The 12,971-nt window shown below is 61.9% G+C and carries 11 protein-coding genes and 3 pseudogenes; 9 read left to right on the top strand and 5 right to left on the bottom strand.

Annotation, left to right across the window (positions count from 1 at the left end; all coding sequences use genetic code 11):
- Positions 1-24 precede the first annotated feature (24 nt).
- The 3 genes and pseudogenes from JCM12178_RS20860 to trpB form a co-directional block, all read right to left on the bottom strand.
- Positions 25-402: pseudogene (locus JCM12178_RS20860) on the bottom strand (LytS/YhcK type 5TM receptor domain-containing protein); the annotation flags it as partial.
- 143 nt (positions 403-545) lie between these two features.
- Complete coding sequence (locus tag JCM12178_RS09430; RefSeq protein WP_054650827.1) at positions 546-1,322, bottom strand: LytR/AlgR family response regulator transcription factor; 777 nt, start codon at positions 1,320-1,322, stop codon at positions 546-548.
- Between the two features lie 361 nt (positions 1,323-1,683).
- Positions 1,684-2,903: pseudogene (trpB, locus tag JCM12178_RS09425) on the bottom strand (tryptophan synthase subunit beta).
- Between the two features lie 328 nt (positions 2,904-3,231).
- On the opposite strand from trpB, the gene JCM12178_RS09420 reads away from it, so the two are divergent.
- The 3 genes from JCM12178_RS09420 (at position 3,232) to JCM12178_RS09410 (ending at position 6,896) form a co-directional block, all read left to right on the top strand.
- Positions 3,232-4,578, top strand: coding sequence for an MATE family efflux transporter (locus JCM12178_RS09420; RefSeq protein ID WP_054650825.1), 1,347 nt, complete (start codon positions 3,232-3,234; stop codon positions 4,576-4,578).
- Between the two features lie 78 nt (positions 4,579-4,656).
- Complete coding sequence (locus tag JCM12178_RS19630) at positions 4,657-5,577, top strand: hypothetical protein (protein ID WP_054650823.1); 921 nt, start codon at positions 4,657-4,659, stop codon at positions 5,575-5,577.
- The gene (locus JCM12178_RS09410) at positions 5,505-6,896 is read left to right on the top strand and encodes a PAS domain-containing sensor histidine kinase (protein WP_245628699.1); all 1,392 of its coding nucleotides are present in this window, start codon (positions 5,505-5,507) and stop codon (positions 6,894-6,896) included. Before JCM12178_RS19630 ends, JCM12178_RS09410 begins: the two co-directional genes overlap by 73 nt.
- 30 nt (positions 6,897-6,926) lie before the next feature.
- On the opposite strand, the gene JCM12178_RS09405 is transcribed toward JCM12178_RS09410, so the two are convergent.
- Positions 6,927-7,346, bottom strand: a complete 420-nt coding sequence (locus tag JCM12178_RS09405; RefSeq protein ID WP_054650819.1) for a hypothetical protein — start codon at positions 7,344-7,346, stop codon at positions 6,927-6,929.
- 80 nt (positions 7,347-7,426) lie between these two features.
- Between JCM12178_RS09405 and JCM12178_RS09400 the strand changes: the two genes are divergently transcribed.
- From JCM12178_RS09400 to JCM12178_RS09390, 3 genes are read left to right on the top strand one after another with little or no spacing between them, the layout of a single operon-like run.
- On the top strand, positions 7,427-7,915 hold the full coding sequence (locus tag JCM12178_RS09400; RefSeq protein WP_054650817.1) for a CinA family protein: 489 nt from the start codon (positions 7,427-7,429) through the stop codon (positions 7,913-7,915).
- Between the two features lie 8 nt (positions 7,916-7,923).
- Positions 7,924-8,481 (top strand): RNA 2',3'-cyclic phosphodiesterase, encoded by a 558-nt coding sequence (gene thpR / locus JCM12178_RS09395; protein ID WP_054650815.1) that lies wholly within the window; start codon positions 7,924-7,926, stop codon positions 8,479-8,481.
- Entirely contained in the window at positions 8,478-9,161 is a 684-nt protein-coding gene (locus JCM12178_RS09390) for a hypothetical protein (protein ID WP_054650813.1), read from the top strand. Before thpR ends, JCM12178_RS09390 begins: the two co-directional genes overlap by 4 nt.
- A gap of 57 nt (positions 9,162-9,218) precedes the next feature.
- Here the strand turns inward: JCM12178_RS09390 and JCM12178_RS09385 are convergent, their stop codons facing one another.
- Entirely contained in the window at positions 9,219-9,692 is a 474-nt protein-coding gene (locus JCM12178_RS09385) for a hypothetical protein (RefSeq protein WP_054650811.1), read from the bottom strand.
- Positions 9,693-9,960: 268 nt separating this feature from the next.
- Between JCM12178_RS09385 and JCM12178_RS09380 the strand changes: the two genes are divergently transcribed.
- The 3 genes and pseudogenes from JCM12178_RS09380 to cmk all read left to right on the top strand — a co-directional run bounded on the left by JCM12178_RS09380 (position 9,961) and on the right by cmk (position 12,245).
- A complete protein-coding gene (locus JCM12178_RS09380; RefSeq protein WP_054650810.1) occupies positions 9,961-10,401 on the top strand; it encodes a universal stress protein in 441 nt (146 codons plus the stop codon).
- 95 nt (positions 10,402-10,496) lie between these two features.
- Positions 10,497-11,599 (top strand): annotated as a pseudogene (hisC, locus tag JCM12178_RS09375) (histidinol-phosphate transaminase).
- Positions 11,589-12,245, top strand: coding sequence for a (d)CMP kinase (gene cmk, locus JCM12178_RS09370; RefSeq protein WP_054650808.1), 657 nt, complete (start codon positions 11,589-11,591; stop codon positions 12,243-12,245). The pseudogene hisC and the gene cmk overlap by 11 nt, the downstream one beginning before the upstream one ends.
- Positions 12,246-12,971 lie beyond the last annotated feature (726 nt).

Here is a 12,971-nt window from a genome sequence, read left to right as displayed (position 1 = left end):
GTTGACCAGCAGCATGGGCGGCGCGATGAGCCGCACCAGCTCCACGGCCTCGTCAAAGGGGCGGGAAAGAATGAGAATAAGGCCCATGTGCACGGCCTCGCCCGCAATGGCGAGGGACGCGGCAATACGCCAGTTCATGGCCCTGTCGCGCAGCCACATGCCCACCAGCCCGGCGGCCAGCCCTTCAAGCGCGGTGGCAATGCCGCAGGGCCACGCACTGAAGCCCGAGAGGTCCATGAGAATGCGGTGCGCTCCGGCGATGACCCCGGCCCCGAGCCCCACAACCGGCCCGCCGAACAGGCCGCCGGTAATGACCACCATGGCCCGCAGGTTTGCAACGGACTGAAAGACCGAGTTGCCGGTGTACGTGCCGAGGATGCCGAACAGACCAAAGAGCAGCATGATCATGAGCGTACGGGAACGCGACTCCACGCGGGTGAAGTCCATGCGCTGCACGGGCGTGACGGTCATGACCAGAAAGACCACGCCCACCATCAGGCCGAACCGCTCGGCAAGGGCAAGAATTATCTCGAACGTATCCATGGCTACAGCTCTATGGCGTCCTTGAAGTCCCTGACGCGGGCCTTGCTGACGGTGATTTCGGTTTCCTGCCGATCGTTCATGGTCAGGACATACTTGCCGTTGAACCACGGGGCGTACGTTCGGACCAGCGCGAGGTTGACCAACTGCGAACGGTTGGCACGGAAAAACGGGAACCCGCCCAGCCGGTCCTCCAGCTTGTCCAGCGTCAGGTCAGAAGCGCAGGGGTATTGCCCGTTGCGGGTCCCGGCATAGACACGGCGGTTCTCGTACGTGAAAAACACGACCTCGCGCGGATTGAGCAGCACGTTGCGCCCTGAATCCTCCACGCTCACACGCTTCAGGCCGGGCTGAATGCCCACATCCGCCAGCAGCTTCCGCAAAGTCTGCTCCGAGTCCTGCGCCACCTCCGGAGTAAGCAGCTTGCGCGCCCTGTCGAGGCTGGCGGCCAGCCGCTCCTTTGCCACGGGCTTCAGGATGTAATCCACCGCGTTCTCCTCGAACGCCCGGATGGCATACTCGTCAAAAGCGGTCACAAAAATCACCAGCGGCCGGTCCATGCCCATGATGGCCTTGAGCACATGAAACCCGTTGCGACCCGGCATCTCGATATCCAAAAAGACAAGGTCGGGCCTCAGTTCATGGATGGCTTCCACCGCATCGGTCGCGCTGTCCGCCGTGCCCACGATTTCGATGTCGTCATGGGCAGAGAGCAGATACCGCAACTCGTCCTGTGCCGGAGGCTCATCGTCCACAAGTATGGTTCGTATGCTTTCAGTCATGATTATCATTCCCGCACGGTGTGTACGAAGCACACCTAAGACAAGAACAAAGCCTTGGCAAGCCCCGCACCGGCTGGGTGGCTTGCCTTCGGGGGCCTTCGGTGTTTGCTTCCGGCGGCTCATGATCCTTTTTGGCAAAAAGGATCTTGAGAATCTCCAAAAACTCTTGGCTTGCCTTCGGCGGGGAATCGGACCGCGTAAAGGAACGTCTTTTCAGTACGAACGCCGAAGGCAGATGGGGTTTCTTAAGGGGTATGACCCTTAAGCGGGCGCAGGGCAGCGCCCTGCTCCCCGAAGGGCCGCCGGAAACAAAAAAAGGCCGCCCCGAAAGGAGCGGCCTTTATCTTGGTTCGAGTACGTCTTAACCGCGTACTTTGGGCAGCTCGAACTTGCCTTCGCTGACCATCTGTTCGATCTGGGCAACGTCCTTGTCGCCGCGGCCGGAGAGGTTGACCACGATGATGGTGTCCTTGTCCAGTTCGGGGGCGATGCGCATGGCGTGTGCCAGCGCGTGGGAGGATTCGAGTGCCGGGATGATGCCTTCCATCTGGGAAAGCTCGAAGAAGGCGTCCACGGCTTCCTTGTCCGAGGCGTGGACGTACTCGGCGCGACCGAGGTCCTTGAGATGCGAGTGTTCGGGACCGACGCTGGGGTAGTCCAAACCGGCGGAGATGGAGTAGACCTCGGCGGGTTCGCCTTCGGTGTCCTTGAGCATGTAGGAGTTGAAGCCGTGCATGACGCCGGGTTCGCCGAGGCAGAGGGTGGCGGCGTGCTGGCCGTAATCGAGGCCGCGTCCGGAGGGTTCCACGCCCACCAGCTTCACGGACTCGTCGCCGATGAACTCGGAGAACATGCCGATGGCGTTGGATCCGCCGCCCACGCAGGCGATGCAGTAGTCGGGCAGGCGGCCCTCGGCCTCGAGCACCTGCTTCTTGGCCTCGCGGCCGACCACGGACTGGAACTCGCGCACCATGAGCGGATACGGGTGCGGTCCCACGGCGGAGCCGAGGAGATAGAACGTGTTGTCGGCGTCCTGAACCCATGCGGCGAGGGCTTCGTCCACGGCTTCCTTCAGGGTCTTCTGGCCGGATTCGGCGGGGATGACCTTTGCGCCGAGCATCTCCATGCGAAAAACGTTGAGCTTCTGGCGTTCCACATCGACGGCGCCCATGTGATGGTGCACTCCATGCCCATCAGGGCGGCGGTGGCGGCGGTGGCCACTCCGTGCTGGCCCGCGCCAGTCTCGGCGATGATCTTCTTCTTGCCCATGCGCTTGGCGAGCAGAATCTGGCCGATGGTGTTGTTGACCTTGTGCGCGCCGAGGTGGTTCAGGTCTTCGCGCTTAAGGTAGATCTTGGCTCCGCCCAGCTTCTCGCTCAGGTTGGCGCAGTGATAGAGTGGCGTCTCGCGGCCGGAGAAATGTTTCAGGTAGTACTGGAATTCTTCGATGAAATCGGGATCGTTGCGGTACTTTTCGAATGCTTCCGCAAGGGTGTTCAGTATGGGCACGATCTGTTCGGGCACGTACTGTCCGCCGTATTCACCGAAGAATCCTGCTGCGTTGCACGGGGTCTGGGTCATGGTTCCTCTCCTTTTGTCTTCTTCCGGCAGTGTCTGGACCATAAAAAACCGCGGTCAGTCTGCACTGCCGCGGTTTCGGTATTCACTGTACTTCTTCGTCTTTCGGACGGAGGCCAATACTCTCCCACGGCGCTGTTACCAGCGCCACCACCAGTTGCGGAGGGTGAGAAAAGTATCGACGATCAACATGGAAAAGAAGCTAGGCGAAGTGGCGCGGCCTTGTCAAGAAAATCGTCGCATTGCGACCAAAGTCACATCCGAGGTTTCGATATGGAAAAAGCGCGTTATAGTCCTTGCCCCTGCACCGCCAGCCCGATACTTTGTCACAATGAACAACACCGGCGACCTCACCACGGGCTCCATACCGCGCCACATCCGCAATCTGGCCATCCCCGCGAGCATCGGCCTGTTCTTCAATACCATGTACAACGTGGTGGATACGTGGTTCGCCGGGCGCATCGGCACCGAGGCACAGGCCGCGCTGTCGCTCTCGCTGCCGGTTTTTTTCCTCGTCATCGCCCTCGGGTCCGGCATTTCGGTAGGCTCCACCGCGCTCATAGGCGAGGCCCTCGGCGCAAAAGAGCGCGACAAGGCCGCCTTTCTTTCGATACAGGCCGTGGCCTTCGGCGTCATGATCGGCCTGCTGCTGGTGCTCTTCGGGCCCATGATGGCCCGGCCGCTCTTCGGGTTCATGGGTGCAAGCGAGGCCTACCTCGACACCTGCATGGAGTACATGACCCCGATTTTCATCGGCGCGCCGCTCTTTCTGATGGTCTACATGTTCAACGCCATCCTGCAGGCGGCAGGCGACACCAGGCCCTACCGCAACTTCCTCATCCTCGGCGCGGGGCTGAACTGCATTCTCGACCCGTGGTACATCTTCGGCGGCTTCGGAATGCCCGCCATGGGCGTGGCCGGTGTGGCGTGGGCCACGGTCACGGTGCAGGGCGTGGGCGTCGTGTATCTCGGCTACAAGGCCCGGAAGACCGGCCTGTTGAAGACCGGCAGGGGCAGAAACCTCATCCCCTCGCCCATCCACTTTGCCCAGATCGCCGGGCAGGGGTTCCCGGCCTCGGTGAACTTCCTGACCATCGGCATCGGCATGTTCGTCATCAACCACTTCGTGAGCGACTTCGGCAAATCCGCCGTGGCCGCGTACGGCGTGGCCATGCGCGTGGAGCAGGTGGCCCTCATGCCTTCCATCGGCCTGAACGTGGCCGCGCTGGCCATGGCCGCCCAAAACCACGGGGCCAAACACTACGAGCGCATCCGGGAGTCCATGCACCGCTCCATCAAGTACGGGGCCATGCTGACCCTGCCCGCTGCCGTGCCCATCCTGCTGTTCGCCGCACCGTTCATGCGCTTTTTCAGCAACGACCCGGACGTTGTCCGCATCGGGGCCGAGTATCTGCGAATCGACGCGCTGGCTCTGTTCGGCTACGTCATCATCTTCGTGTGCACCTCAAGCCTGCAGGGCATGAAGAAACCGCTCTTCGCGGTCTGGCTGGGCGCGTGGCGGCAGGCCGCGGCCCCGGCGTTCCTGTTCTGGCTGCTGACCCGCCACCTCTCCTTCGACATCAGCGCGATCTGGTGGTCCGTGCTGGGCATTGTCTGGACTTCGGCCGCCATTGCGTGGGTCTATGCAGAGAGAACACTTGCAAAACGTCTCGCATAATCGCCGGGCAACGCTTTTCAAGGCGTCTGTTTTTCTATACAGTTTCGTATCATCAATGATTAAAAAGAAGCGTCAACCGTGATACGATCCGTCGTTCTCGCACCACTGGCAACCTTTGCCGTCAGCATCCTTCTGCTGCTGTGCGTGCACACCATCGAGAACGAACGCTATCATCAAAAACAGCAGGAGCAGACCTACCACCGACTCCTGAGCGTGCATACCCGACTGGAAACCGCCACCAGAAATCAGGCCGCATGGCTTGAGACCTTCTGCGGCTCGGTCAGCGCAGGCGGCACCCTTGAGCGGGCCGCGCTTGAACGCCAGCTCGCATCCCTGCCCCCGGACTTCTCCGAAACCCGCATCATCGAACTATTCCATGACGGCAGCCTGTTCTGGGCCGCTCCGCCCAACCTGAAACGGTTGCGCGGCCTTGATGACGACGTCCTGCTCCCGCAACAATTGACGAGCGCCGCCCGGACCATGGACAAGACGATTATGTCCGCGCCCATCCCCACGAAAAACGCACGCCGCAGCCTCGCCTTCATGACTCCCATCCACACATGGGACAATGACGGCAGGCGCAGCTACTGGGGCTACGCGGTCATGTTCATGGACAGCGACTACATCCTGCGGCAGGCGGGCATCATCGACGGTATTCCGGACCTCCGCATCTCCGTGCGCATCAAGGACCACAAAAACGGTCTGGTCCACGGCAGCCCGGCGACCTTCGACAACACCCCAGTGCGCCTCGACGCCAACGTGCCCGGCACCCGCTGGGAACTGGCGGCGATCCCTTCCGGGAACTGGAGCGACTCGCCCTATACCCGTGCCGTGTGGGCGCTGGGCCTTATTCTGGTCTTCACCGGCACCTTCGGGGCTTGGCTCATCGCGCACCAGCTCACGCTTCGCGCGCAGGAGCGGGAGGAATACCGACACCTTGTGCACACGCCCGCACCATCATCATCCGCTTCGACATCGCGGGCCGCATCACCTTCGTAAACGACTACGGGCTGGAATTCTTCGGCTACGACGAAGAAGAACTCCTGGGGCAGCCGCTGCTCGGCACCATCCTGCCGCAGAACGATCTGTCCGGGAACGACATGCGGCGCATGCTCGTGAACATCATCGACTCTCCGGGCGAGTTCATGTCCCACGAGAACGAGAACCAGCTCAGAAACGGCGACCGCGTCTGGATCGCGTGGGCCAACAAGGCCATCCACCGGCGCAACCGTCTCAAGGAAATTCTCGCGGTGGGCACGGACATCACGGAACGAAGGCGCTTCGAGGACGCGCTCAGGGAGAGCGAGGCCAAGCACCGCATGCTCGCCGAAAACGTCACCGACGTCATCTGGGGACTCGACGCCAACCTGAACTTCACCTACATCTCCCCGTCCGACAGGCAGCTGCGCGGCTATCCGCCCGAAGAAGTCCTTGGCCGCCCCCTGTGGGAGTTCATCGCCCCCGGCTCCAGGCAGGCCCTGCTGGACAGCGTCACCGAGCTGGAACAGGCAGAACGCGACGGCCGCCAGCCACGCTCCATAACCCTTGTGCTGGAGCTGCTCTGCCGGGACGGAAACACCGTCTGGGCCGAGGCGCTGTGCACCATCCTCTACAACGAACAGGGCCGCATGGTGGGCATGCAGGGCGTCTGCCGCGACATCACGGACCGCATCCGCATACAGGCCCTGCGCGACGACGTGGAACGCATGGCCCGCCATGACCTCAAGACCCCGCTCGGCGCGGTCATCAGTCTGCCCGGGCAGATAGCCCGCGAAGGCAACCTCACGGCACGGCAAAAGGAAATGCTCGAGGTCATCTCCACTGCGGGCACGACCATGCTCGACCTCGTCAACCGCTCGCTGGACCTGCACAAAATGGAGACCGGCACCTACGAACTGGACGCGCACCTTATCGACGTCGGCCATCTCGTGGAGCAGATTCGCGCGGAAGTCAGAAGCATGGCCGCTCAAAAGGGCGTCAGCTTCGCGCTGGACACCGGCGACCAGCAGTTGGTGGTAAACGGCGAGGAAGCGCTCCTTCACAGCATGCTCTCGAACCTCATCAAGAACGCCATCGAAGCCTCGCCCGAAGGCAGCGCCGTGAGTATCCGGCTGGAAAAAAACGGCCCGTGGTGCCGGGTGGTGATCAGAAACAAGGGAGGCGTGCCCGCGGAGCTGCGGGAGACATTCTTCGACAAATACTCGCGCCACAACGCGTCCAAGGGATCAGGCTCGGCACCTATTCGGCCAAGCTCGTGGCCCGGACGCACGGCGGAGACATTCTGCTGGACACACAGGTCACGGATCAGACCACGCTGACCGTGATGCTGCCCGCCTCGCGCAGGCCTGTTACGGCCTGATGCCGCTGGCCCTGTTGCTGGCGACGATGCGGGCCAGCGCGCCCCCGCCCATGAGGAAGCACAGCGCAATGAGCGAGCGGCTCCAGAGCGTCCAGAGCACGAAACATACCGCGAAAAGCAGCCCGGCCCAAATCGCCGCCCTGCGCCAGCCCGGCGGCAGTTGCAGCACTCTGTCCTCGAACGCCACCCCGGATTCCGCCAGACGCCGAAAGGCGTTATCAGGCATTTCGGGCAGGTTCAGATTCAGGAACCCGGCCGCAAAAAGCACCAGAAAAAAGACGAACAGCGCGCCGGAATGCAGCAGCAGGGCAAGGCAGAGAAACAGCCAGCCGAGCCCCTGCATCAGCCAGTTCCACGGGGTGCGGCGGTTTCGGCGCGCAAGGCGCAGAATTTCGGCGGGAGCGAGCATGCCCGGAATGTACGGCGGGACCCGGATTATTGCAACATGAAGCCGCTTTCTGTAGGGGAATGGAAACGCTGGAGGTCTCTATGGATAAAGAACTGATTCTTCGCGCCGTGACGGAACTCGGCGAACTGCTCTCCCTTGAGGATGACACGCTGGCCACGGCCGAGTCCTGCACCGGCGGCCTCATCGCCAGCACCCTGACAGATGTCTCCGGCAGCTCGGAATGGTTCCGGGGCGGCGTGGTCGCCTACGCCAACGAGGTCAAGGAAAACATCCTCGGTGTGCCGCAAAGCGAACTCCAGACGCACGGCGCGGTCAGCGAAGAGGTCGTGAAGCACATGGCCATGGGTGTGCAGAAGGCCGTGGGCGCGAACGTCTCCGTGGCAGTCTCCGGCATCGCGGGACCCACCGGCGGCACCCCGGAAAAACCCGTGGGCACTGTCTGGATCGCCTGGGCCATCAACGGCAGCGTGGCCCGCACCAAGCACAACGTGTTCTTCGGCACCCGCGAGGAGATCAAGAACCAGACCGTCATGCACGCCGTCAACGGCCTGCTCGCCATTCTCCGCTAGGAGGAGCCATGCGAACCTTCCTCGCCGTGGACGTCTCGCCCGAGTGCCGGGAGATGCTCGGGAAAACCCTCCCTGTCCTGCAAAAGGACGTCACGTCGCGCATGAGCTGGACCAAGCCGCGCAACTGGCACCTGACGCTCAAGTTCCTCGGCGAACTGGAGCCGGACCGGGTCGTGGCCGTGCGGAAGGCCATGGCCGGAGTCCGTTTCGATCCGTTCTCCCTCCGCCCGGGCAACGCGGGCGTGTTTCCCGGCCCCAAGAAGCCCAACGTCATCTGGGTGGGCTTAGCCTCCGGGGCGCAGCCCTGCCACGCCCTTGCCCGCAGCGTGAACGAGGCCCTCACAGGTGCCGGATTTCCCGAAGGCCGCCCGTTTCAGGCGCACCTGACCATCGGCCGCATCAAGCTCGACAAGGGCGACGACTGGCGTACGCTGCTCGGACGCATCCGCAAAGTGCAGTGGCCCGCCTTCACGGTACGCTCCTTCACCCTCTACAAAAGCGTCCTCGGCCCCGGCGGTCCGAAACATACGGCCATTGAACACTTTCCAGCCGGAGGCCCCAAGTGACGCCCGCCGAACGGGACACACCCCAAGCCGCTGAACTGCTGGACGATCAGGAACGGATCGCGCTGATCGACTACTGCTGTGGCTGGCTCACGGAACGCTACGGCGTGAAGCGGATTCCGGTGAGCCCGGAGCAGATATATTTTTACGACGAGCCCATGCCGGACCTTCTATGGGATACGCCCGCTCCGGAACGGCTGCATCCGCCCAGCCTGCTCCATCTGCTGCTGCGAAGCGGATTTGCCGGGCTGCTGTGGACACTCCTCGTCGCCGCCTTTGCCATCGCCTGGGACGCTCAGGTGCTCATCTGGACATTTCTGAGCATTTGGCTGCTCCTCATCTTTCCCACGGTGCTGTTCTTCCACCGCCGCAAGGTAGCCGAGGTGCAGGAAACTTCCAGCGCGCCCGCCCTTGCCGCCGGACTGGGCATGGCCTGCTTCAATTCCGGCCTGCTGCGCTGGTGTCTTCACCGGCTGGCCGACCTGCTGCTTCTGCCCGCGCTCATGTCCTACAGCGGCGCCATCCACATCCGGCTGGAGCGCGACTACGCGCAAGCCCACGGCATGACCGGCTGGACGCACGACAATCATCCCCTGCACTGGCGGCGGGGCATGACCATCATCGATTTTCTGGAAAAAAGAATGGGGCCGGAAGGGTTCTCCGGACTCCTCAAATGGGGCTAGGACTTGCAAATCCGGCCCGCCGAAACGGGCCGGATTCTGCTGCAAGGATGCGGGCGGCTACTGGTAGTCGCCCCGGTTGAACTTGAACTGCTCCGCGGTGGCAAGGGCTTCCATTTCATCCACTACGGCCGCGAGGCCGGGGGCCTTTTCACCCAAGTCCGGGAGCTGCTCCCTGACCTGCTCCACGTCACGAGACAACTGCTCGAGCTCGCCGTACGCGTCCTTCAGGGATGCCGACGGATCGCCGAGCGTTGCCGCGTACCGTTCCATGCTGTCCACCAGCCCGTCCACCCGTGCGGCGGCGGCCTGATCAACAGCACCAACGGGAGCGACAGGAGCTGCCTGTCCAACACCAAGCAGCGGACTCATGAGCGGAGGCGGGGCCGCGGCCTGCGTCTTCTGCGCATTCTCGCCGCCGTCCACCTCGCGATTCAGAATCTCGCTGAAATCGGTGCCGGGCTTCTTGATCCGGTTCGTCTGGTTCTGCTGATCCTGACGAACCCCGTCGATCATGTCGGGACGGATCTTCATAAGTCACTCCTCAACGCTTCGGTTTGCTTCTACCAAAGCAATAACCCTGCCAAACAGCGAAAACAGAAAATATTCATAAAAACAAACTATTACGCTCACACGCAGTCGGCAAAAACTGCCACCTCGGCGTGCTTGGGGCATATCGCTTTCTCCAGCAATACGAAATCATAAATTCCTTGTCCATCTCCGCCGTCTTTGGCATACAATAGGACAGGAATATCCGTTCGCCCTTTTTGCGAACGCTTGAATACAAAACAGGAGGTTCACCATGGCCGAAATCAAGAAGATTCTTTGCGCTATCGACTTTTCCGAGTACAGCCCCATGGTTGCGGATTACGCCAAGACTATCGCAAAATGCACGGGGGCGCAGGTCGTCTGCCTTTACGTGGCCCCTTCCATGAGCCAGTACGTGGGATTCCACGTGCCGCCGAGCTCCATCGAAAACTTCGTGGGCGAAATCGTCACCGGTGCCGAAGACACCATGAACGACTTTGTCAACACCCACTTTGACGAGCTCGACACGCAGGGCCGCGTCGTCACCGGCTACCCCGCGGAAGAGGTACTCGAAGCCGCCAAGAGTGAAAACGTGGACATGATCGTCATGGGCACGCACGGCCGCAAGGGCATCGACCGCATCCTCTTCGGCTCCGTGGCCGAAAAGGTGGTCAAGACCTCGGACTGCCCGGTGCTGACCGTCAGGCCGCAATAACACCCTTTACCTCTGCGCCCCGAGACAGTACAAGGAACGGCCTTTGTTGGCCGTTCCTTTTTTTGTTTATAGCAGGAAGACTCAGGAGCCTTTGTATGCGCGAATTTTCCATGCGCCCGGAAATACTTGCCTTTGACCCGTACAAGCCGGGGCTGACCATTGAAGAGATCAAGTCCCGATACGGATTGACAAACGTCATCAAGCTCGCAAGCAACGAGAACCCGCTCGGCACCTCCCCCATCGTGCAGAAGGTGCTGGCCCGCCACGCTGACCGCGTCTTCCGCTACCCCCAGAACCATTCGCCCAAACTGACTGCGGAACTGGCCGCCTACCACGAGGTGCCCGAACAGTGCATCGTGGCCGGAAACGGCTCCGACGAACTCATCGACATGCTCATCCGGATGCGCTGCGTCGCCGGTCAGGACAACGTGATCTGTTATTCCAACGCCTTCAGCATGTACCGCCTGACCGCCAAACTCTGCGGCGTCGAATACCGCGAAGTGCCCCGCGACGAAAACTTCGGCCTGCCGCTTGCCGGACTCGCAGAAGCCGCCGACGCCAACACCCGCATGGTCTTCGTCACCAGCCCGGACAACCCCACCGGCCTCGCCGCCGGTGTGGAAGAGCTCAGTGTTCTCGCAGGCGCCTGCCGGAAGACTGTCTGCTCGTTGTGGACGAGGCCTACATCGACTTCGTCTGGCCGCCCGAGTCCTACACCCCGCTACAGGCCTTCAATAAATTCGAAAACCTCGTGGTGCTGCGCACCTTCTCCAAAGCCTACGGACTGGCCGGACTGCGCATCGGCTACGGGATCATGCCTCCGTTCATTGCGGACAGCCTGCGCCGCGCGCGAATCCCCTTCACCCTGAACCTGCTGGCCGAGGAAGCCGCCGTGGCCGCCCTCAATGACGAGGACTTCTACAACGCGACCCTCGCCACCGTCATGCAGGGCCGGGAATACCTTGACGCGGAACTGCAAAAGCTCGGCTGCGAAGTCATCCCCAGCCAAGCCAACTTCCTGATGTTCCTGCCGCCCTCATCGGCCCAAAAAATCTTCCGCGAGCTGCTGCGCCGGGGCATCATCGTCCGCCAGCTCGCCAGCTTCGGCTTCGGGAAATACATTCGCGTCAACGTGGGCACCGAGTCGGAAAACAAAATGTTCATCGACGCCATGAAGGAGATCCTCAATGGCAGCTAAGCGCATCGTGACCATCGACGGTCCCGCAGGCGTCGGCAAATCCACCATGGCCAAGCGGCTGGCCAAGCACCTCGCCATCGCCTACCTCGACACCGGAGCCATGTTCCGCGCCACCGCCCTCTTTCTGGGCGAAAACGGCTGGGAACTGCCCGAGGCCGAAATCGCAAGCCGCCTCGACTCCCTGCGCTTCGGCCTGTCCGGATCAGGAGCCGACACCGTGCTGCACATGAACGAGACGCCCATCGGCGACGAAATCCGCACCGAGCAGGTCGGCATGTGGGCCTCCAACGTGGCGACACTTCCGGTGGTCCGCACCTTCCTCAAGAAAGCCCAGCAGGACCTCGGCGGCCGCTTCGACCTCGTGGCCGAAGGCCGGGACATGGGCACCGTGGTTTTCCCCTCCGCCCCCTCCAAGTTTTTTCTCGACGCCACCGTGGAAGTTCGCGCCAAGCGCCGCTTCGACCAGCTCGTCGAAATGGGCAAGCCCGCCGACCTCCACGAGCTCGAGACAGCCATCGCGGCCCGCGACCATCAGGACCGCAACCGCGCCACCGCTCCGCTCAAGCCCGCCGGAGATGCCGTGTTAATCGACACCTCCGGTCTGACCATTGAAGAGGTTTTTCAGGCTTTGGTCGACGGTTTATAAGCCACTAATACTGGTTTTCTATACGGTCGCTTCGCGGATGTGAGGCGGCCGTTTTTTTTGGTTCCGCGGGCTGGCCGTTGGGACGGGTTCTTTGTTTGATACGCTGCCGCTGGGGGCGGTTCCGGGAGATCGCCCGCGGGCATGCCGATTGGGACAGATACCTTGATTTCTTTAGTGAGGGTTTCGCTCTCTACGAGCGAGTTACTTTTTTGCTGGCGCAGAAAAAAAGTAACCAAAAAGCTGCGCTTTGTCGTGAGCCCGGTTTCGACGGCAAGAAGCTCTAACGGCGACTCGCTACTCGAAGGGAAGGTGCCAGCGCGCTGGCACGAACCCTTCGAGCTTTACGCTCGCCGCCGAAGAGCTTCTAAGCCTTACGAAACAACACTGACCCTCGGCTTCCGCATTGGCCGAAAGCCGGTTCGGGGTTCATGTTTGGGGATTCGGCAGCGTACGATTGCCGCAGGCCCGACAAGCAAGGACACCGAGAAGCAAAACGCCTCCCAAAGACAGAACAGGCCGCGGGACTCCAACCCAAATCAAGCCCTCCCGCAAGCGACACCCCAAGGGTGAGCGACAGCGTAGACGCAAAACGGCAGCGTTGTCTCCCGAGGCTTAGAGGCTCTTATGTGCTGCTTGCGTGGCCCCGGTTGCCTGTTCGCTGGCGAACCTTTCGACCGGGGCAGCGAGCACTCTTAGAGCCTCTTGCCGAGTGGAGACCGGATACCG

It is taken from the genome of Salidesulfovibrio brasiliensis JCM 12178, assembly GCF_001311825.1.
In the GTDB taxonomy this organism is placed as follows: domain Bacteria; phylum Desulfobacterota; class Desulfovibrionia; order Desulfovibrionales; family Desulfovibrionaceae; genus Pseudodesulfovibrio; species Pseudodesulfovibrio brasiliensis.
The sequence above is the reverse complement of the archived record's forward strand: the minus strand, read 5'-3'. Positions and strand labels throughout refer to the sequence as shown.

Bases quoted from the DNA above. Each gene is read 5' to 3' on its own strand.
- JCM12178_RS09430 (WP_054650827.1), bottom strand. From the start codon at position 1,322: ATGACTGAAAGCATACGAACCATACTTGTGGACGATGAGCCTCCGGCA.
- JCM12178_RS09420 (WP_054650825.1), top strand. From the start codon at position 3,232: ATGAACAACACCGGCGACCTCACCACGGGCTCCATACCGCGCCACATC.
- JCM12178_RS09405 (WP_054650819.1), bottom strand. From the start codon at position 7,346: ATGCTCGCTCCCGCCGAAATTCTGCGCCTTGCGCGCCGAAACCGCCGC.
- JCM12178_RS09400 (WP_054650817.1), top strand. From the start codon at position 7,427: ATGGATAAAGAACTGATTCTTCGCGCCGTGACGGAACTCGGCGAACTG.
- thpR (WP_054650815.1), top strand. From the start codon at position 7,924: ATGCGAACCTTCCTCGCCGTGGACGTCTCGCCCGAGTGCCGGGAGATG.
- JCM12178_RS09385 (WP_054650811.1), bottom strand. From the start codon at position 9,692: ATGAAGATCCGTCCCGACATGATCGACGGGGTTCGTCAGGATCAGCAG.
- JCM12178_RS09380 (WP_054650810.1), top strand. From the start codon at position 9,961: ATGGCCGAAATCAAGAAGATTCTTTGCGCTATCGACTTTTCCGAGTAC.
- cmk (WP_054650808.1), top strand. From the start codon at position 11,589: ATGGCAGCTAAGCGCATCGTGACCATCGACGGTCCCGCAGGCGTCGGC.